General features: G+C 39.0%; 18 protein-coding genes. 2 read left to right on the forward strand and 16 right to left on the reverse strand.

Annotation, left to right across the window (positions count from 1 at the left end; all coding sequences use genetic code 11):
- Positions 1-137: 137 nt before the first annotated feature.
- Entirely contained in the window at positions 138-1,049 is a 912-nt protein-coding gene (locus NBX25_RS21415) for a helix-turn-helix domain-containing protein (RefSeq protein WP_250255349.1), read from the forward strand.
- 131 nt (positions 1,050-1,180) lie between these two features.
- On the forward strand, positions 1,181-1,870 hold the full coding sequence (locus NBX25_RS21420; RefSeq protein ID WP_250255350.1) for a type 1 glutamine amidotransferase domain-containing protein: 690 nt from the start codon (positions 1,181-1,183) through the stop codon (positions 1,868-1,870).
- Positions 1,871-2,124: 254 nt separating this feature from the next.
- Here the strand turns inward: NBX25_RS21420 and NBX25_RS21425 are convergent, their stop codons facing one another.
- The 16 genes from NBX25_RS21425 to prpB all read right to left on the reverse strand — a co-directional run bounded on the left by NBX25_RS21425 (position 2,125) and on the right by prpB (position 19,454).
- Positions 2,125-3,246, reverse strand: coding sequence for an ABC transporter permease (locus NBX25_RS21425; protein ID WP_250255351.1), 1,122 nt, complete (start codon positions 3,244-3,246; stop codon positions 2,125-2,127).
- On the reverse strand, positions 3,246-4,349 hold the full coding sequence (locus NBX25_RS21430; RefSeq protein ID WP_250255352.1) for an ABC transporter permease: 1,104 nt from the start codon (positions 4,347-4,349) through the stop codon (positions 3,246-3,248). Before NBX25_RS21430 ends, NBX25_RS21425 begins: the two co-directional genes overlap by 1 nt.
- 1 nt (position 4,350) lies before the next feature.
- Complete coding sequence (locus tag NBX25_RS21435; RefSeq protein WP_250255353.1) at positions 4,351-5,094, reverse strand: ABC transporter ATP-binding protein; 744 nt, start codon at positions 5,092-5,094, stop codon at positions 4,351-4,353.
- Positions 5,095-5,101: 7 nt separating this feature from the next.
- Positions 5,102-6,037, reverse strand: coding sequence for an ABC transporter ATP-binding protein (locus tag NBX25_RS21440; protein WP_250255354.1), 936 nt, complete (start codon positions 6,035-6,037; stop codon positions 5,102-5,104).
- Positions 6,038-6,049: 12 nt separating this feature from the next.
- Positions 6,050-6,979 carry an HlyD family secretion protein gene (locus NBX25_RS21445; RefSeq protein WP_250255355.1) on the reverse strand — a complete coding sequence of 310 codons (930 nt, stop codon included), beginning with the start codon at positions 6,977-6,979 and terminating at the stop codon, positions 6,050-6,052.
- A gap of 16 nt (positions 6,980-6,995) precedes the next feature.
- Complete coding sequence (locus NBX25_RS21450) at positions 6,996-8,267, reverse strand: TolC family protein (protein WP_250255356.1); 1,272 nt, start codon at positions 8,265-8,267, stop codon at positions 6,996-6,998.
- A gap of 47 nt (positions 8,268-8,314) precedes the next feature.
- On the reverse strand, positions 8,315-8,947 hold the full coding sequence (locus NBX25_RS21455) for a TetR/AcrR family transcriptional regulator (protein ID WP_250255357.1): 633 nt from the start codon (positions 8,945-8,947) through the stop codon (positions 8,315-8,317).
- 578 nt (positions 8,948-9,525) lie between these two features.
- Positions 9,526-10,173: an epoxyqueuosine reductase QueH gene (locus NBX25_RS21460; RefSeq protein ID WP_250255358.1), complete on the reverse strand. Its 648-nt coding sequence runs from the start codon at positions 10,171-10,173 to the stop codon at positions 9,526-9,528.
- Positions 10,174-10,181: 8 nt separating this feature from the next.
- Positions 10,182-10,964 carry an enoyl-CoA hydratase/isomerase family protein gene (locus tag NBX25_RS21465; protein WP_250255359.1) on the reverse strand — a complete coding sequence of 261 codons (783 nt, stop codon included), beginning with the start codon at positions 10,962-10,964 and terminating at the stop codon, positions 10,182-10,184.
- A gap of 44 nt (positions 10,965-11,008) precedes the next feature.
- Positions 11,009-11,911 carry a 3-hydroxyisobutyrate dehydrogenase gene (gene mmsB / locus NBX25_RS21470; RefSeq protein WP_250255360.1) on the reverse strand — a complete coding sequence of 301 codons (903 nt, stop codon included), beginning with the start codon at positions 11,909-11,911 and terminating at the stop codon, positions 11,009-11,011.
- 60 nt (positions 11,912-11,971) lie between these two features.
- Positions 11,972-13,078, reverse strand: a complete 1,107-nt coding sequence (locus NBX25_RS21475; RefSeq protein WP_250255361.1) for an enoyl-CoA hydratase/isomerase family protein — start codon at positions 13,076-13,078, stop codon at positions 11,972-11,974.
- A gap of 16 nt (positions 13,079-13,094) precedes the next feature.
- Complete coding sequence (locus NBX25_RS21480) at positions 13,095-14,255, reverse strand: acyl-CoA dehydrogenase family protein (RefSeq protein WP_123910924.1); 1,161 nt, start codon at positions 14,253-14,255, stop codon at positions 13,095-13,097.
- Positions 14,256-14,345: 90 nt separating this feature from the next.
- Positions 14,346-15,842 carry a CoA-acylating methylmalonate-semialdehyde dehydrogenase gene (locus tag NBX25_RS21485; protein WP_123910925.1) on the reverse strand — a complete coding sequence of 499 codons (1,497 nt, stop codon included), beginning with the start codon at positions 15,840-15,842 and terminating at the stop codon, positions 14,346-14,348.
- A gap of 73 nt (positions 15,843-15,915) precedes the next feature.
- A complete protein-coding gene (locus NBX25_RS21490) occupies positions 15,916-17,367 on the reverse strand; it encodes a bifunctional 2-methylcitrate dehydratase/aconitate hydratase (RefSeq protein WP_250255362.1) in 1,452 nt (483 codons plus the stop codon).
- A 34-nt stretch (positions 17,368-17,401) separates the two neighbouring features.
- A complete protein-coding gene (gene prpC / locus NBX25_RS21495; protein ID WP_123856693.1) occupies positions 17,402-18,556 on the reverse strand; it encodes a bifunctional 2-methylcitrate synthase/citrate synthase in 1,155 nt (384 codons plus the stop codon).
- Entirely contained in the window at positions 18,543-19,454 is a 912-nt protein-coding gene (gene prpB, locus NBX25_RS21500; RefSeq protein ID WP_123910927.1) for a methylisocitrate lyase, read from the reverse strand. Before prpB ends, prpC begins: the two co-directional genes overlap by 14 nt.
- Positions 19,455-19,511 lie beyond the last annotated feature (57 nt).

A 19,511-nucleotide genomic window follows, 5' to 3' on the forward strand; every position in this document is an offset into this window, starting at 1 on the left:
TTTAGCTTTAAACCACATAGGTACATAGAAAATGCTGAAATATTTAGAATGTCAAAAGTATTTTCATGGAATTATTAGCGTCCTATAAAATCTATGTCTCTATGTGGTTTAAAAAAATATAAATTAGAAAACCAGTAATGAAAACACCCATAAAAATTTCATCAATCAATGCAATGCATCAGGCTCTGGGATTGAAAAAACCATCAAATCCACTGCTCAGTGTATTCAGTTTTAATGATGTGAAATTAAAATCAGAGACGATTCTCAATGCTGTAATAACAGATTTTTATGCGGTAGCGCTGAAAAAGGATTGTGCCGGTGGAAAATTTAAATATGGACAGCAGTATTATGATTTTGATGAGGGGGTAATGTATTTTACTGCTCCGCAACAGGTCTTACAATTTGAAGATGTCCTTCTGAATGAGGTGGAAGGGTTTGTATTGGTAGTACATCCGGATTTTCTTCAAAGCTACCCTCTGGCATCCAAAATTAAAGACTATGGCTTTTTCTCCTATACAGCCAATGAAGCCCTGTTTCTTTCTGAGAAAGAAGAAAAATCTATTATGGATATTATAGAAAACATGAGTCATGAGATCGATGCGAATATGGATTCTTTCACCCAGGATCTGTTGGTATCCAACCTGGATTTGCTATTAAAATATTGTGACCGCTTTTATAACCGTCAGTTTTTAACCCGTAAAAAAGTGAATAGTGATTTGCTTTCAAAGCTGGAAACCCTGTTGGATGAGTGTTTTAAAAATGACCAATTGGTTCTTAATGGAATTCCTACCGTTCATTTTGTGGCTGAAAAACTTAGTCTGAGCGCCAATTATCTCAGTGATATGCTTCGGGTACAGACAGGGCAGACTACCCAGCAGCATATTCAGAACCGATTGATTGAAAAAGCTAAAGAATTACTTTCTACTACAGAAATGTCGGTTTCAGAAATTGCTTATCAACTGGGATTTGAACACCCGCAGTCCTTCCATCGTTTGTTTAAAAACCGTACCTCTTTTTCACCCTTGGAATTTAGAGCTTCATTTAACTAGCTGACTTTTGTGGGTAGAAAATACCCTAAAGTAATTCTTGATCCTTCCAGAGATTAGGTTACAACTTTCCTGAATTAAGTTACAGTAAACCTGCCATTTTTTTCGAATTTTGTTAGACTAAAACCAAAGAGATGAGTGTATTAAAGATTTTAATTATTGTTACGAATGTCAGCATGTATGCCAGTGGCAAACTGGAAACCGGCTTATGGCTGAGTGAGCTGACTCATATCTATCATGCTGCAAAAGAAAAAGGATATGATATTACGATTGCCAGCCCCAAAGGCGGAAATATTCCAATAGATCCCGAAAGTCTGAAGTTTTTTACCCTTGATAAAGTTTCTACAGGTTATTGGAGTGACATTTCTTTCCGTGAAACACTCAATAATAGTCATAGTTTGGCGGAAGTTGCCGATGAGCAATATGATCTGGTATATTTAGCAGGCGGTCATGGAACGATGTATGACTTTCCAGACGATGTTGTGATGCAATCCATTATCAAAAAACAATATGAAAACGGTAGGATCGTAGCTGCTATTTGCCATGGAGTAGGAGGATTATTGAATGTAAAACTTTCTAACGGTGAAAATCTGATAAAAGGAAAAACCATTACCGGTTTCGATTGGTTTGAAGAAACTCTTGCCAGAAGAAAAAAAGAAGTGCCATTCAATCTGGAAGCAGCCATCAAAGAAAGAGGTGCTCATCTAAAAAAAGCATTCATACCCATGACATCTCATGTTGTTGTTGTTGACGGAAATTTAATTACGGGGCAAAATCCATTCAGTTCAAAAGAAATGGATCGAGTTGTCATGAAAGCCCTGTAAAATAATTAATATGTTCTATTTTGGAAAAATAAAGAGTAGTCTTTTATCCTGTAATAACTTTATGACGATATATTGGCTTAGAAAGAATCAATGAAATTGACTCTACTCTTTGTTTCCTTAAAATATTATATCTTAAAAAATAAAACTTTGCGTTTACAAAGAAACAGTATCAACGTAAAAATCTATGTGCTTATGTGGTTTAATAAAAGTTTAACCACATAGGCCCATAAGCATACTTATAGATTTATTTTCTATTAGCTCGTTTTTCTGTAATTCCAAATGGCAAAACTGTTTAAAACTACAGCAAATAAAGCCAGATAACCGAGTTCTGTTCCCACATCTGCCAATCCGGATCCTTTCAGGACAATTAACCGGACAACTTTGATGAAATGGGTTACCGGAGTGAAATTGGAAACGGTGATTGCCCAGTCCGGCATACTGTCTATACTGGTGAAAAAACCACTCATCAGCATAAATACCATCATAAAGAAGAAGGCAATGAACATCGCCTGAAGCTGCGTGTCTGCAAATGTTGAAATCAACAATCCGAAGCCAAGCAAAGCCACCAGGTAAACAGAGGCAAAGAGGTAAAGTACCCACAAACTGCCTTTTGGGAAAATGCCATAAAACAGATACATTACAAGGAGCCCAAGGGTAAAGACAATGATTCCCATCACCCAGAACGGAATGAGTTTGCCAAGGATGAATTGCCATTTCTGAATAGGGGTTACGTTGATTTGTTCAATAGTCCCTATCTCTTTTTCCTTTACAATATTAAGTGCTGTAATAAAGCCTCCGATCAATGTAAGTAATAATACCAGAATTCCCGGGACCATATAGTATTTATATTCTGCTTTTGGATTATACCAGTTAGAACTTATGACAGACAGTTTTGTGTTGGGAGCAATTTGACCGTTGGATAATTTAATATTAATATCAAGATTGGCATTGAAATCTGCGAGAACCTGTACCAGATAAGCCGCACCCAAAGATGCTTTTGTCCCGTTAATGGCATCTACCGATAGATTGACTTTCTGACTTTCTTCACGAACGAGATTTCTTTCAAATCCGGATGGAATTTCCAGCACCAGATCTGCATCTCCATATTCAATTAATTCCAGGCCTTCTTTGTAAGAATTGGGATGACCTGCCATCTTGAAATATCCTGATGAAGCTATTTTATGAGCCAGCTTTTGAGAATAGCTGCTGTGATCCTGGTCAACAAAAGCTACATTTACATTTTTTACCTCAAAATTGGCTGCCATAGGTAAAATAATCAGCTGCATAATGGGAGCAAAAAGCATCATAGACAAGATCGTTTTGTCCCTCAGAATCTGACGGAATTCTTTTTGTAATATAAAACGTAATATCTTCACTATAACCGGATTTTAAAGTTTCTTAATGCAAGTGTTAACAGACCTGTTGCCATGACGGCAAGAATAAGTGTTTCTTTCCAGACGTATTTAAAGCCAAGCCCTTTCAGCATGACAGACTTAATGATACTGTAATAATATCTCGATGGTACAATATGGGAGATCCATTGAAAGACCTTCGGCATATTTTCCAGAGGAAACATAAAACCTGTCAATATCATCGTGGGCATCATCATACCCATCATTGAAATCAGCATAGCGGTTTGTTGTGATGCCGTGATATTTGAAATCAGTAACCCCAGTGAAAGACAGGTGATAATGAACAGAATGCTCTCTGCGAAGATCAATACCAGACTGCCTCTTATTTCTACATGGAGAAAGAATACAGAAAGCAGTAAAATGATAATGAAATCGATGAGTGATAAGACCAAATAAGGAATTGCTTTTGCAATCAGCACCATGATGGGCTTGAAAGGAGAAACCAACAGGATTTCCATGGTTCCAAGTTCCTTTTCACGTACTACTGCTACAGAGGTTAATGCAGTACTGACAATCATAAAGATCAAGGCAATAACACCCGGAATAAAATTGAGAGAACCATTTTGTTCCTCGTTATACAACTGTCGTATTTCAGGAACGATCTGATAAGATGGCTTTACCGTAGGATTGAGTTCCTGCTGGTAATTACCGATAATGGTATTCAGATAATTGGTCACAATGGTGGCATTATTAGGGTCTGAAGCATCAGCAATAACCTGGATCTGCGCTCCTTCTGCTTTATACAGATCTGAACCGAAATTGGCAGGAAAGATAACAGCACATTTTATTTCACCTTCTCTGAAGCGTTTTTCAATATCTTTATAATGGAGTATAGGTTCTTTAACCTTAAAATAAGAACTGGATTCTATTTTAGATATAATCTGCTCAGATTGTACATCCTGAGCATTATCCTGTATGGCAAGACCAATATTTTTCACCTCACTGCTCAAAGCAAAACCGAAAAGAACGATCTGAGCAATGGGCAATCCAAAAAGGATCAGCAGGGTACGCCTGTCCCGGAATACATGATAAAATTCTTTGCGTATGAAAGCTAATAATTGTTTCATTTTAATCTGATTTTCTTTTTGCTCCTCTTGCCAGTTGATAAAAAACATCATCCATTGTATCAGTATCGAACTGTTTTTTCAGATTCGAAGGACTGTCTAATGCTTCTACACGGCCATCCACCATTACACTGATGCGGTTACAATATTCTGCTTCATCCATATAGTGTGTCGTTACAAAAACGGTGATTCCGTTTCCTGCAGCCTCATAGATCATGTCCCAAAACTGCCGTCTGGTTACGGGATCAACCCCTCCGGTGGGTTCATCTAAAAAAACAATTTTAGGACGATGGAAAATAGCAACTGAGAAAGCCAGTTTCTGCTTCCATCCCAAAGGCAGTTCACCGACTAATTTTTTGGCTTCTTTTTCAAGCCCCAGTGTAGTAATCAGTTCGTTACTGCGTGTTTTTATTTCCGGCCTTGAAACCCCATATACACCACCATAGAACTCAATGTTTTCCAATATGGTAAGATTATCATACAGGGAAAACTTCTGGCTCATATAGCCTATGTTTTTTTTAATCTGCTCCTGTTGTTTATACACATCATAGCCTGCCACGGAAGCTTCTCCTGAAGTGGGATAGGAAAGTCCGCAAAGAATTCGCATGGCAGTAGTTTTTCCAGCTCCGTTCGCTCCCAGAAACCCGAAGATTTCCCCCTGATTCACATCAAAGGTAATTCCGTCAACCGCATTGAAATCTCCAAATTTCTTGGTTAAATTTTTACAGACAATTGCTTTATTTTCCATCAGTTTGCTATTTCACGGGTTCATTATGGTGTTCATTCATGAGGCGGATAAAACTGTCTTCAATCGTTGGGGTTACAATTTTCACCTCCAGTCCGTCAGGATGATTTTGACCTATAACCCGCATGACACCCATAACATCTGTTTCATCGGATTTCAGAGTAAGGTGCATATATTCCCCGAATGTGTAGCAGCTTTCTACTTCTTCAGTGGAACGTACATCTTGTAAAAGCTGATAAATATTATTAGCTTTGGCCGCAAACAGGGTTTTTGGAAAGCTTTTGATAATATTTTCCGGGGTATCAATGGACATAATATTGCCATTTTGCATCAAAGCAATCCGATCACAAAGAGTGGCCTCATCCATATAAGGCGTTGAAACAACAATCGTAATACCTTGTGCTTTCAGTTGACCAAGCATATCCCAAAATTCTTTTCTTGAAACCACATCTACCCCTGTTGTAGGTTCATCCAGAAACAAAACTTCAGGTTTATGGATTAAAGCACAGCATAAAGCAAGTTTCTGCTTCATCCCACCGGAAAGCTTCCCGGCTCTTCGTTTATTAAAGGGTTTAATCTGTTCGTAAATGTCTTTGATAAGGTCATAATTGTCTTCAATGGTAGTTCCAAAAACCGTAGCGAAGAAGTTCAGATTTTCCTCTATGGTCAGATCCTGATACAGAGAGAATTTTCCCGGCATATACCCAACGATATTCCTGATTTTCCTGTAGTCTTTGATGACATCAAACCCTTCTACAGTCGCTGTTCCACTGTCTGCAAGCAATAAGGTCGTGAGAATACGGAACAAAGAAGTTTTGCCGGCTCCGTCAGGGCCGATCAGACCAAATAATTCTCCCTTCTGTACTTCGAAAGAAACATCATTGACTGCTTTTACTTCCCCTTTATTATAGGTTTTGACGATATTTTTTACTGTTATTGAACTCATATCAATGATCCATTAAAAGATTACTTCTCCATACATTCCGATCTTCAGATAACCGTCATTTTTCACATTTACTTTCATGGCATACACCAGATTGGCTCTTTCATCTTTGGTTTGAATGGTTTTCGGCGAAAATTCAGATTTAGAGGAAATCCAGGTAATGGTTCCCGGATATTCTTTGTAACTGTCTTTACCATTATCAATCCTAACTTTTACCTGTTGCCCTATCTTAATTTGTGATAGTTGTATACCTGTCACATACGCTTTTAAATCAAGATTTTCCGTATTGGCAATTTTATACAATGGCTTTCCAATGACCTGAAGCTCGCCCTGCAAAGCATAATTTGTTAATACTGTTCCTTTGATTGGGTTAATGATCTGTCCTTTATTAATTTGTTCCTGGATTTGTGCGGCAGCTTTCTCCATAGGTGCTTTTTCACTCAATATACTTCGGTTCTGTGTAGTGGTGTTGTAAGTATTCAGTTTAAGCTGTTGTTCCGTAACAGCAATCTGTTTTTTAAGTTGATCTATGGAGGCATTGATATCATCCAGCTGTTTACGGGTGGCAGCATCTGCTTTTACCAGGTTTTCAGTACGGCTTTTTTCTCTTAATTGTTGTGCTAACTGTGATTTCTGTACTTCGAGCTGCCTGCGTACCAGTTCCGTCTGGTCACCAGGAGCGATTGTTTTTTCATTTAAGGCAGCAATACTGGCTTCAGTTTGTTGCTTCTGAAGTTCTGCAACCTTTACATCAATCTGTCCTACCGGATCACCTGATTTCAATTGTGCTCCTTCTTTTACATTGTACGAAAGGAGCAAACCGTTTTGTTGTGCGGATACAATCACTTCATCAGCTTCAAAATTCCCCGAAGCATCATATTCGTTTTTTTGCGTACAGGCATTCAGAAATAATGCTGCTGAAACAATTACTATATATTTTTTCATGTTGTTACATTTATGATTAATGGCCTGATTTGAATTTTAAATTATATTGTGACTGAAGCAGCTGTATCTGATGAAGAATAAGGTTTTGCTTTGCTGCGTTTTCATTATTGATTTTCTGAATGTATTCGTGGGTGGTAATAACCCCATTAGTGAGCTGAGCTGAGGCAGACCTTGTGACTGCTTCCCTCAGTTCTATTGTTTTTTGATCCTGGCCGATTATTTCTGCGTATTTTTTTATATTTTCATCCTGTTGGGCAATATCCATTTTTACATTTCGGATAAAAGTTTCTTTATCAGCATCTGCTGACTGACTGCTGAGATCATAGATTGAACGTTGATTTTTTAAGGTATAAAGACTTCCCAATGACCAGTTCAGTCGAATACCGGTGATGTACCAGGCTCCAAAATCATTAGAAATAGGATTAAGGGTTGGACGCCCGTAAGCTCCCTGAAAAAAAGCTTTGAAGGTAGGCATGTAACTTGATTTCAACTGTTTTGTCTGTGCTTCATAGATCTCTTTCTGTAAATCAAACATTTTAAGCTCCGGCCTGTTGATTTCCTCTGATGATAGAATAGGTTCAGGTTTTACTAACTCGGAGGATGAGGTAATTTCCTTACCGGTAAAAATAGAAAGCATTTTTAAAAAAGCAGAGCGGTTTCCCTCGTAATCAATATTTACTGATTTTGTATTCTCAATCTCGGCTTTTAGTTCATTGACATCGCTTGCGTAAGCGGTACCATATTTATAGGCTGCTTCCGCTTTATCCAATTGAGTCTGCAGATTGGCAACTTTAAGTTCATTGAGTTTCAATTGAGCATCCAGCAAAAAAATAGAAAAGAAGATGGAGTTGATACGGTCATTAATGGTATACAATTCTATTTCTACATTTTGTTTTTGTAATCCGGCATTGGCTTTTGTAATCTCGTTTTGATACTGTGTACTGCCTCCATCAAATAACAATTGCTCTACTTCTCCGGAAATCCTGTATTGGTCTTTACTGAATGTGGGGGGAGAAAATCCCATAGGAGAGGCACCACCAAGTAAGGCACCATAATCAACTACCTGAGATTGATATGTTGCCTGACCCGAAATATTGAACTGAGGCAAAAACCTTTTGTTGGCATTCTTAATGGTATAGTCTGCCGATTGAGCGACCAGATTCATTTTTTTGACAGCAGGGTAGTTTTCTCTTGCCAGAAGGTAACATTCCTCCAACGTGAGTGATTGTGCATTGACTGAAACAGCTAATAACCCCAAGCCAATAGTCAAAAGTGTTTTGTATATCATTTTATTATTTTGTTTTAATCATTTGATTAATTTGGTGGCAAAAAAAATTATTTCGCCTTCATCATTGCTTTTATCCAAACCGGAATGAGTTTTTTACGCTTCTGCATCATCTGGCTGAATTGTTGGTTGTCTATTTTGCTGATGGATGTGATCAACGGCTGAGCAATAAATGGAAAAATAACTAATCCCATTACATTCATTAAGAATTGCAGAGGATTAGGTTCGGTTACTTCTTCGTTCTCAACTGCTGCCTGATATTGCTTAATAAATTCAGAATTCAACACAACATCTTTAATAGGTAATTTACCCATCAGGCCGGTAGGGTTGTTCCTCAGTTCACTCATGATAAAAAGCGGTACACCCGGTTCGCCGGAAAGGAAATTAATGTAATTGGACGCAATAAGTTCTATTTTCTTTTCCAAACTGGTTTTGCCGTCATTCAAGATGGTGGTAAGATGATGGATAAAGCCGGACAAGGTTTCCAGCATGATAATATCAAATAACTTCTGTTTACTTCGGAAGTAATAGTTGAGTAAAGCGAGATTAATTCCTGCTTCTTCAGCAATATCCCTTGTACGGGTAGCTGCAAAACCCTTCTGATGGAATACTGAACGGGCTGCTTCCTTAATTTTTTCTTCTGTTGAAGTATCCAGATTATTGACTTCTTTAGTTTTTGCCATGTTGCATCAAAGTTCTTTTCAGGGACAAATATACAAACTTATTCTTTTGATTTAATCAAATGATTAAAAAATGATTTTTAATAAGCCTTTTTAAATAGATACTTGTTGGAAAATTGTAAAGAAATCTAAGAATGATACTGCTTTTAAGATGAAAGAAAATCAGAGATTTTCAGAAATATTTTCAAATCATCTTTTACATGACAATATTCTATGTGCCTATGTGGTTAATTTTTTTGAACCCATAGACCCATAGATTTTTACAAATAAAATGAGTGGAGGTAATGATAAAAATATATTGTTAACAGTATATAATTTTATCGTAGATAAAATCTTAGCATCATTGCATTTTCCATGAAATCCTTTTATCCATGAAGAATATATCTGATGCCAATAGCGATTTTGCATTCTTTTTAAGAGTATTGTTTGAAAACATTACTCATTTTTTATGTTAGGCTTTCAGAATCTTATATTATTATAAAATATGCCCATTTTATTGGAAATGGGCATCCTATTTATTGAAAACTGATGGTGATAAGATGAAATCATTTCCTCTAAATGAGATCAAGAAAAATATATTTTCAGTCTTTACCATAATATTTTTCGCCCAATTTTATTTTCTCTCTTCCTGTTTCCACCCGCCATTTATTGGTATCTCTTAAAGAATAGGCACAGCCGCAATATTCCTGCATATAAAACTGTTCTTCTTTGCTAATGTCAAGCATACGCTTTGAGCCGCCTTTCTTTCGCCAGTTGTAAGTCCAGTAAGTAATTCCTTCATAATGACCGGCTGCACGAATTCCACAATCATTGATCTGTTCCATGTTTTTCCAACGGGAAATACCCAGTGAGCTGGAAATGATATCGAATCCGTTTTCATACGCGTACAATGCCGTCCGCTCAAAGCGCATATCAAAACACATGGTACAACGGATTCCTCTTTCGGGTTCCCATTCCATGCCTTTTGCTCTGGCGAACCAGTCATCCACATCATAATCAGCATCAACGAAAGGAATATTGTGTTTCTCAGCAAAACGGATATTTTCTTCTTTTCTTAAATCATATTCTTTCTTTGGATGAATATTGGGATTATGAAAAAAAATGGTAAAATCTATACCCGATGCAATAATTGCTTCCATTACTTCTCCGGAACATGGAGCGCAACAAGAGTGCAACAACAGTTTTTTACCTCCTTCCGGCAATACTAATTTCTCTCTTTCAAAATTCATTTTCATTATTATTTCCCTGTAAAATCAGGATTTCTTTTTTCTATAAATGCGCCTATGCCTTCGTTATGGTCTTGGGTTGTAAACAACTCACCAAATAAGGCGGCTTCTTGTTTCAGCCCGTCTGCAATATGCAGTTCAAAGCCTGTATTTAATGATTGTTTTGCTTTTGCTACAGCTATTGGTCCTCTTAAGGCAATGGTTTCTGCCAGTTTTTGAGCCTCCCTCAATAGTTCTTCAGGTGCAATGACCCTGTTGACAAAACCAAATTCTTTACAGGCAGCTGCTGAATAAAATTCGCCTGAGAAAACCATTTCTCTTGCTTTGTATAAGCCAATCGCTCTTGGAAGACGCTGTGTTCCGCCAAAACAAGGTAATAAGCCTAAGGTAACTTCCGGCAATCCGAATTTAGCTTTCTCACTGGCCAGAATAATATCACATGATAATGCCAGCTCACAGCCACCACCTAATGCAAAGCCGTTCACTGCTCCAATAACCGCAAATGGTAGCTCTTCAATAGCATTAAATGCAGTTTGTGCCATGATGGAAAAGGCTTCAGCCTCCTGAGGAGTCATTCCCTGCATGGCCTTGATATCCGCACCGGCAACAAAAGCTTTTTCTCCGGAGCCTGTAATGATCAGGACCCGAATATCTGAGTTTGTTTTTATCTGATCGGCAAATATTTTAAGTTCTTTTAAAACAACTTCATTCAAAGCATTTAAGGCTTGTGGACGATTAATAGTCAGTGTTCCGACATGTCCCTGTTGTTTGTATAATAGGGTTTCAAAATTCATTGTATCTGTTTTTAGTTGATGGAAATCTTGGAGTGGAAAAAAGATTAGTTTCCGTTTTCTACGTTTAATTTCCCATTTAAAAATTGAATAATACTTGAAAAATCTATGGCTCCATTTCCGGATTCACTCCACATTCTATATAAATTTAAAGCGGCATTTCCCAGTGGAGTAGAGGTTTTGGTTTCCAATCCTGCTTCCGCTGCCAGTCCCAGGTCTTTGGTCATCAGATCTACAGCAAATCCGCCTGAGTATTCTCTTGATGCAGGAGCATTTTCCATCACACCTGGGTATGGATTGTATACTTCTAAAGACCAGTTTTTACCGGAACTTTTCTGCATAATTTCACTTAATGTTTTAGGATCTAAACCATGTCGGATTCCTAAATTAATAGCTTCAGAAGTTCCGATCATGTGAATGGCCAATAACATATTATTACAGATTTTCGCCACCTGACCGGCTCCGGAATCTCCTGCATGGAATATATTTTGTCCCATACATTTTAAAATAGGTCTTGCTTTTTCGTAATCTTCGGTTTTACCGCCTACGATAAACGTTAATGTTCCGGCTTTTGCTCCGGCTGTACCTCCGGAAACCGGAGCATCTATCATTTTACAGCCTTTAGATACAGCAAGTTTAGCAACAGAACGGGCTGTTACAGCATCTATGGTGCTGCTGTCGATTAGTAACGTATTAGGTTGTAAATTGTTGACAAATTCTTCAGAGTACAATTCGGCAACGTGTTTCCCGGAAGGAAGCATCGTGATGACTACCTCTGCATCTTTGATTGCTTCTAACGCTGAACCGGAAGCTTGCCCGCCTGCTGAAACCAAAGCTTCTAAGGCAGTTTTTGAAAGGTCAAATCCCTTTACAGAATGACCGTTTTTTACTAAGTTTGCGGCCATAGGTCCGCCCATATTTCCTAATCCTATGAATGCTATATTAGACATAATTGTTTCTTTGAGGGTTAAAAAATGATTGAATTTGGATTGAAAGCGAATGCTGAGCGTTTAAGATCCGATCGCTACTTCTTTATTCACTTTCCATTCACCGATGATCCATTCAAAATAAGAGTTTATCCATTCCTGAGTGACCTCATCTAAGGTGGCAGGATGCCATTTTGGAGATTGATCTTTATCGACTAGTAATGCCCGTACTCCTTCTGCAAAGTCAGGATGAATGCAGCATTGACAAGATAGATTCAGTTCAGATTGAAAAACTTCTTCCAGACTTAAATCCTTACCTTGTTTCAGTTGTCTGAAAATAATGTGAGCTGAACTGGGAGAACCTGCTTCAAAACTTTTAATTCCGGCATTAATCCATTCGTCTTTTTCGGCAGAATTGATCAATATTTCCCCGAATTGTTCCAATATTTCAGCTTTTTCAAACCTTTCTACAAAGTCTTGATGAAGGGCTGCCTGTGATTCCGGAACAGAAACGTCCTGCGAAACCTTTTCTAATATTTCAGAAATGGTTTTGTGCGGATTTTCATTCCAGTCTGCACGGTCTAATTTGTTGAGAATGGCTTCTTTTGATGAAGATTCTACATAATAATCTGCCAGTCCTAAAAATGTGCAATCGGCTCCATCCAGTCTGGCCCCTGTTAATCCTAAATACAATCCATAAGCGGATGGCATTTTATTTAAAAACCAAGTTGCTCCCACATCCGGATATAATCCAATCGTAATTTCAGGCATCGCGAGTTTACTTCTTTCCGTTACAATACGATGGGATGCGCCGACCATAATTCCGATGCCACCACCCATTACAATTCCATGTCCCCAAACAATGATAGGTTTTGGATAAGTATGTATCGTGTAATCTACCTGATATTCTTTTGAGAAGAAATCAAAGCAATCCTGTGGTACCTGAGTAGGGTCAATAGCTCTCTGGGCAACGATGGCATCATGCAATTGTCTTACATCACCTCCTGCACACAAAGCTTTTTCACCTGCCCCCTGAATAAACAGGCAGGCTATTTCATCGGAATTTTTCCAATCTTCCAAAACGGTTTTTAATTCTTCAATCATAGGCAATGAAAGAGAATTCAGTGTTTTTTCTGAATTAAGGGTAATGATTCCGACTTTGTTTTTTATTTCTGTAAGTAGTAAATTCATTTTTTAAGAGTTTAAATTAACGAATCTGTAAAGTAGCTCCTTCTTCCAGGATCTTTCTTGAAATAACGAGCTTCATAATCTCATTAGTACCTTCTACGACCTGATGTACTCTGGCATCACGCATGAGACGTTCTACAGGAAAATCCTGTGTACATCCATAACCACCTAATATCTGAAGGGCTTCATTGCATATATTAAAACACATATCGGTAGCCAGTCTTTTGGCCATTGCACAGTAAGTAGTCGCATTCGGATCTTTAGAATCGAGCTTAAAAGCTGCCAGCTGTACCATTTGTCGGGCAGCTACTAATTCTGTCGCCATATCTGCAATTTTAAACTGCAATGACTGGAATTGTGCCAGTGATTTTCCAAACTGCTGTCTTTCATGCATGTACTTTTGTGCCTGGTTAATCGCTCCCTGAGCCGCTCCTACAGAGCAGGTTCCGATATTGATTCGGCCACCGTCCAATCCTTTCAGGGCAATTTTAAAGCCTTCCCCTAAGGTACCTAAAAGATATTTCTCATCTACTTCTACATGATCGAGAAATACAAAACGGGTAGGCTGGGTATTCCAACCTAGTTTTTTCTCCTTTTCTCCAAAGCTGATTCCCGGGTTGTTCGCAGGTACTACAAAGGCACTGATGCCTTTTGCACCGGAGTTCTCTGTACGAGCCATCACAATGAGCACATCGCTTTCGCCAGCTCCTGAAATAAAGGCTTTAGTACCATTAATGAGATATTTATTATCCTTTTTAACAGCTGTAGTTTTCAGACCTGCCGCATCAGATCCTGATCCTGGTTCGGTAAGGCAATAAGAACCCAATAGTGCTCCTGATGCCAGTTTTGAACAGAATTCTTTTCTGATTTCATCATTCCCAAACTCGTCAATCATCCACGAAACCATATTATGAATGGTGATATAAGCGGTGGTGGAAGGACAGGCTGCGGCTAATTCTTCAAAGATAATAGCAGCATCAAGCCGTGATAGTCCCAAACCGCCTGCGTCTTCACTGGTATATACTCCACAAAATCCCAATTCACCGGCTTTGGTTATGGCATCTCTTGGAAATATCTTTTGGGCATCCCATTCTGAAGCATAAGGCGTGAGCTCTTTTTCAGCAAACTTTCTTGCGGCATCCTGAAATGCCAGTTGTTCATCACTTAGGTTAAATTCCATAATTTTTAGGGTTTAAAATTTGAATTGAAAGTGCTCAGATCGTGAATGGGGACTTGCCTCTTATTTTCAGTTGCCCACTTTCATCATGTACTATTTTAAACTGATCGTCATATTAAGACTTCCTCCCGGAACATCCTCTTCAAACCAGCGTGCAGTAATGGTTTTGGTTTCTGTATAGAACTTTACTCCTTGTTTTCCGTAAGAATGCAGGTCGCCAAAGAACGATTTTCTCCATCCTGTAAATGAGAAAAATGGCAATGGAACAGGAATCGGAAGGTTGACTCCAATTTGTCCCACTTCAATTTCGTGCTGGAATTTTCTGGCAGCAGCTCCTGAATTGGTAAAGATCGAAGTTCCGTTTCCATAAGGGTTGTTGTTGATGATCTGAATAGCCTCATCCAGCGTGTCTGCTTTTAATAAAAGTAAAGCAGGGCCAAAGATTTCCTCTTTGTAAATATCCATTTCTACAGATACATTATTGAACAGAGTAGGACCTACAAAATATCCGTTTTCATATCCTTCTACGATACAGTTGCTTCCATCTAATAATACTTCAGCGCCCTGGTCATAAGCACTCTTGATAAGTCTCAGTACCTTTTCTTTAGACTGTTGATTGATTAATGGGCCAAAAGCAGCAGATTCATCAGACCATACTCCAGGTTTGATCGTGCTTAAAGCGGTTTTGATCTCCTCTACCCAATTTTGAGCTTCACCTACCAGAACTGCAACACTGATAGCCATACAACGCTGCCCGGCTGCACCACACGATGCACCTACCAGATTGTTGATGACCTGCCCTTTATTGGCATCAGGCATAACGACCATGTGGTTTTTTGCACCGCCAAAAGCCTGAACTCTTTTCAGATTATCTGTTCCTGTACGGTAAACATGTTCAGCTACTGGAACAGAACCTACAAATGAAATGGCTTTGATCTCAGGATGATTCAGGATATGATTCACCTGATCTTTGGAGCCATGAACAATATTTAAAACTCCTTTTGGAAAGCCGGCTTCCAAGAATAGCTCTGCCATTTTCATGGAAGTCATTGGCGTTTGCTCAGAAGGTTTTAAGATAAAGGTATTTCCACAGGCAATCGCCATTGGGAACATCCATAAAGGAATCATCGCAGGGAAGTTGAAAGGAGTAATTCCTGCACAAACTCCAAGAGGTTGAATATAACTGTAGGTATCTACGCCACGGGCTACATTTTCTACCGTTTCTCCCATCATCAGGGTTGGAATATTGCAGGCATGTTCCACAACTTCAATACCGCGCCATACATCTCCCATTGCATCTGCAAAGGTTTTCCCGTTTTCTTTGGAAAGGATTTCGGCGATTTCTTTTTGATGTTCTTTTAAAAGGTGTTGGTATTTTAAAAATAACCTCGCCCTTTCCGGAGTGGCAACCTCTTTCCAGATTTTGAAAGCTTCTGTAGCAGCTTCAATGGCTTGATCGACTTCTGATACTAATGTTAAAGGCACCTCAGCAAGAATTTCTTGGGAAGCAGGGTTTTCTACCGGAAGATGTTCTTGAGTTTTACTCTCAGTAAACACTCCATTGATTAATATTTTTACTTTTTGTGACATGTTTTATAAGTTGAAAAGTTGAGAAGGAAAGTTGAAAGTAAGTGGTGTTGCTTACTTTCAACTTTTAATTGGGTTATATTACCAGTAGGTCAACGAATTCATTGACATTAAGATTGATCAATGTTTCGTATTCCAATGAGTTTTCAAGGACTACTTTTTGCTGTTTTTCAGGGAAAATACGCGCTAAGTTGACTTTGTATTTCTTGATAAGTTCAGGAATTCCTTCCTCTCTTCTTCGCTTGTGCCCGATAGGATATTCTACCACAATTTCATCCAAAACAGTTCCGTCATTAAGTTCTATGGTCATCGCATTGGCAATAGAACGTTTTTCAGGATCATGATAATCTGCTGTAAACTGAACGTCTTCCACGCATTCAATTTTATCACGCAGAATATCAATTCTTGGATCTGAAGCAATATTATCTTCATAATCTGCAGCCGTTAATCTTCCATGGATCAATGGTACCGCTACCATGTATTGGATACAGTGGTCACGGTCTGCCGGGTTGTTCAAAGGCCCTTTTTTATCGATGATACGAATGGCAGCTTCATGGGTGCGGATCGTAACCTTTTTAATATCGTCTGTTGTTTTTCCAAGCTTTTTCAAGGTAGAATGCAGTGTCATTGCAGCTTCTACAGCAGTTTGAGAATGGAATTCAGCCGGGAATGAAATTTTGAATAATACATTCTCCATGACATAAGAACCATACTCTCTCTGGAATTTAAATTCATTTCCTTTGAAAGAAACATCATAGAATCCCCAAGTTTTAGCTGTTAATACAGATGGATAACCCATTTCTCCTGTTTTCGCGATTAATGCTAAACGTACTGCTCTTGATGTGGCATCACCCGCAGCCCATGATTTACGGGAACCTGTATTGGGAGCATGACGGTATGTTCTTAAAGATTGTCCGTCTACAAACGCTAATGATACTGCATTGATGATCTCATCACGCGTTAAACCGATCAGTTTTCCAACAACAGCTGTAGAAGCCAGTTTTACCAATAATACGTGATCAAGACCTACTTTATTGAAAGAATTTTCCAGTGCCATTACGCCCTGAATCTCGTGAGCCATGATCATCGCTTCCAATACCTGCTTCATTTTTAAAGGCGCTTTTCCTTCCGCAATATTGGTCCTTGATAACCAGTCTGCTGTTGCTAAAATTCCACCCAGGTTATCTGACGGATGTCCCCATTCAGCAGCCAGCCATGTATCATTAAAATCTAACCAACGGATAATAGCTCCGATATTAAATGCTGCCTGAACAGGATCTAATTGAAACTGTGTTCCCGGAACCTTTGCACCATGAGGAACTACGGTTCCTTTCACGATTGGGCCTAAAAGTTTTGTACAGGCTGGATAGGTTAAAGCTTCCAGACCACATCCGATCGTATCCAGAAGACAATAATGAGCAGTCTTCCAGGCTAAATCGTTTTTAATTTCGTAGCTTAATACATAATCTGCAATATCTACTAATACCTGATCCGGTTGTGGTCTTTCATTTGAAATGTGTGATGACATCTTTGTTTTATAGTTTTATTATTAGGTAATTTGTTTATTTTCTGTCTTGTAGAGAAACGTATTCTTTATTTTCCGGGCCTGTATAATTGGCACTTGGACGAATGATTTTTCCATCCTGTCTCTGTTCAATAATGTGAGCGCTCCATCCTGTTACTCTGGAAATAACGAACAGTGGAGTAAACATAAGGGTTGGTACTCCCATTAAATGATAAGATACCGCAGAGAACCAATCCAGATTCGGGAACATTTTCTTTTCTTCCCACATCACGGTTTCTAACCTTTCTGCGATGTTATACAGCAGCATATCTCCGGCTTCTTCTGAAAGTTCTTTAGCGACTTTTTTAATCACTACGTTTCTAGGGTCTGAAATCGTGTAAACCGGATGTCCAAATCCAATAATCACCTCTTTGTTAGCAATACGCTGACGGATATCTGCTTCAGCTTCGTCCGGTGAGTTGTAACGGCTTTGGATTTCGAAGGCCACTTCGTTGGCACCTCCGTGTTTTGGCCCTCTTAGCGCACCGATGGCTCCTGTGATACATGAATAAAAATCTGACGCAGTTCCGGCAATAACACGAGCGGTGAATGTAGAAGCATTAAATTCATGTTCCGCATAAAGGTTAAGCGATATTTCCATTGCTTTTACCCAGGAATCCGGAGCTTTTTTACCATGTAAAAGGTGAAGGAAATGCCCGCCAATCGTATCATCGTCTGTTTCTACATTGATTTCCTTACCATTGTGGGTGTAATGGTACCAGTATAAAAGTCCGGAACTGAATGAAGCTAATAATTTATCCGCAATATCTCGTGCTCCGGCTACATTGTGATCATCTTTTTCAGGCTGAATACTTCCAATAGCGGATACCATAGAACGCATGACATCCATTGGATGAGCCGCTGCCGGAATACTCTTTAAAATATTTCTTACAGAATGCGGAAGTCCTCGAAGGGATTTTAATTTGGCTTTATAATTTTTCAACTGAGCTCCTGTTGGCAGCTGGCCATAGATCAAAAGATAAGCTACTTCTTCAAATTCTGCTTTCTCTGCCAGATCCAGAATATCATATCCTCTGTAATGAAGATCATTTCCACTTTTTCCTACGCTGCAAAGCGCGGTATTACCTGCTGCTACTCCTGAAAGGGCTACGCTTTTCTTAGGCTTGAATGTTGGTTCGCTATTCGTTGACATTACTAATATTTTGTTTAAAAAGGTTATCTAATTTTTGTTCATAGTCATGGTATCCAATGCTTTGGTAGAGTTCTTCTCTGGTTTGCATCGTGTCTAATACATGGGCCTGGGTACCATCTTTACGAATGTGTTCATAGACATTCAATGCGGCTTTATTGGCAGCACGGAAGGCTGAAAGAGGGTAGAGGATCAATCCTACTCCTGCGTTTTTCAATTCATCAACCGTGTATAGATTGATCATTCCAAACTCGGTGATATTGGCCAATACAGGGATTCCTGTAGCATCTACAAATTTTTGATAGAAACTTAAATCGGGAACAGCTTCTGCAAAAATAAAATCAGCCCCTGCTTCTTTATAAGCCGCTGCTCTTTCTAAGGTTTTTTCCAATCCTTCATTGGCAAAGGCATCTGTTCTGGCTCCGATTACGAAGTTTTCGTCGGTACGCGCGTCAGCAGCAGCCTTCAATCGGTCTACCATTTCTTCTTTGCTTACAATTTCTTTTCCTGGACGATGACCACAACGTTTTGCTCCTACCTGATCTTCAATATGCAGAGCAGCAGCTCCTGCTTTGATTAATGACTTTACCGTTCTGGCAACATTAAACGCTGATGGGCCAAAACCTGTATCTACATCTACCAATAAAGGCAAATCACAAACATTGGTAATACGCTGAATGTCTACTAATACATCTTCCAGCGTGGTGATTCCCAGATCCGGAATTCCTAAAGATCCGGCAGCAACCCCGCCTCCTGAAAGATAAATGGCATTGAAGCCAGCTTGTTTGGCCAGTAATGCATGATTGGCATTGATGGCTCCTACAATCTGAAGAGGACTTTCTTTGTGCATGGCCTCCCGGAACTGAGCACCGGGGGACTTCCAGTTTTCATTTTTAGTCATTTTAATATTTATTGTTTAGTTGAAATTTGTGCGATAAGAAAGAAGAGCTGCTATGCT

It is taken from the genome of Chryseobacterium sp. Marseille-Q3244 (assembly GCF_940807095.1).
Taxonomy (GTDB): domain Bacteria; phylum Bacteroidota; class Bacteroidia; order Flavobacteriales; family Weeksellaceae; genus Chryseobacterium.